This is a genomic window from Polaromonas sp. P1_E3 (assembly GCF_056405935.1).
Genome location: NZ_JBFUBD010000621.1, coordinates 1 through 1,181, shown reverse-complemented (window position 1 = coordinate 1,181; position 1,181 = coordinate 1). Strand labels below are relative to the sequence as shown.

2 protein-coding genes are annotated in these 1,181 nt (G+C 60.4%); both read left to right on the top strand.

Annotated elements, in window-relative coordinates; translation table 11 throughout:
• Positions 1–93: 93 nt before the first annotated feature.
• Entirely contained in the window at positions 94–468 is a 375-nt protein-coding gene (locus AC1D0Z_RS22265; RefSeq protein WP_477660322.1) for a hypothetical protein, read from the top strand.
• A gap of 42 nt (positions 469–510) precedes the next feature.
• Positions 511–1,181: thymidylate synthase (locus tag AC1D0Z_RS22260; protein WP_477660321.1), on the top strand; the 671-nt coding region annotated here is incomplete at its 3' end.

The window sequence follows — 1,181 nt, the reverse complement described above, 5'->3', positions numbered from 1 at the left end:
CTCCTGGGGCACGCAGCCCATCTCGTGCGATCCCATCGCACTGCGCCTTGGGCCGCTGCTGCGCTGGCGCAATTGACAACGTTGGCAAGATCCATGGAGGATTCCGTTTGGCGCATACGCTCCCTATGCGATGCAGGCAGTGCCGCAGCCGCCTTAGGTGACGCCAACAGCACTGTCCTATTCGACGAAGCAACGCGCGCGATGCGCGCTACACGGCGCGTAACATTCTTTCCGGTTGATCCCAAACCAGACGGTGCATGTGCCTATCGGCTGCGAGAGGCGGGACAAGTGACACAAGCGCGCGAAGCGGAGGATTTTTTGATGGTCCACTTGCGGCAACGCGCGGCAGTCACTGCTGGTTTTTCGGATCGTGGCGACACCGGTACGCTGATAAGCCTGGCGATCGCCTTCTATGAAGCCTTGAATGGCGAGCTCCTAGTAGACTGGTCACTGCGCGGCCGACCCTGAGCGCAGCGATAAAATCGCTGCAATGCCTCACCGGACTGTCCAATGATCGCCTCTCGCCCCATCCGCTCCCAATACGAAGACTTCATGCGCCACGTGGACACCCACGGCGCTTTCAAGGCCGACCGCACCGGCACCGGCACGAAAAGCGTGTTCGGCTACCAGATGCGCTTTGACCTGAACGAGGGCTTTCCGCTGGTGACCACCAAAAAGGTTCACCTCAAGTCCATCGTGCATGAGCTGCTGTGGTTTCTGCAGGGCTCGAGCGACAACAACTGGCTCAAGGAACGCGGCGTCACGATCTGGGACGAATGGGCGCGCGAAGACGGCGACCTGGGCCCGGTTTATGGTGTGCAATGGCGCAGCTGGCCTACACCTGGCGGCGGCCACATCGACCAGATCTCCGAGGTCATCAAGACACTGAAGACAAATCCTGACTCGCGCCGCATCATCGTGAGCGCGTGGAACGTGGCCGACCTTTCGAAAATGGCACTCATGCCCTGCCACGCGTTCTTCCAGTTTTACGTGGCGCCTTCCGAGGTACAAGGCCAGCCGGGCAAGCTCAGCTGCCAGCTCTACCAGCGCAGCGCCGACATTTTCCTGGGCGTGCCCTTCAATATCGCGAGTTACGCCTTGCTGACCCATATGGTGGCGCAGCAATGCGATCTGGGTGTGGGCGATTTCATCTGGACCGGTGGCGACTGCCACATCTACAG

Coding starts and splice junctions, on each gene's coding strand:
- AC1D0Z_RS22265 (WP_477660322.1), top strand. CDS start 94: ATGGAGGATTCCGTTTGGCGCATACGCTCCCTATGCGATGCAGGCAGT.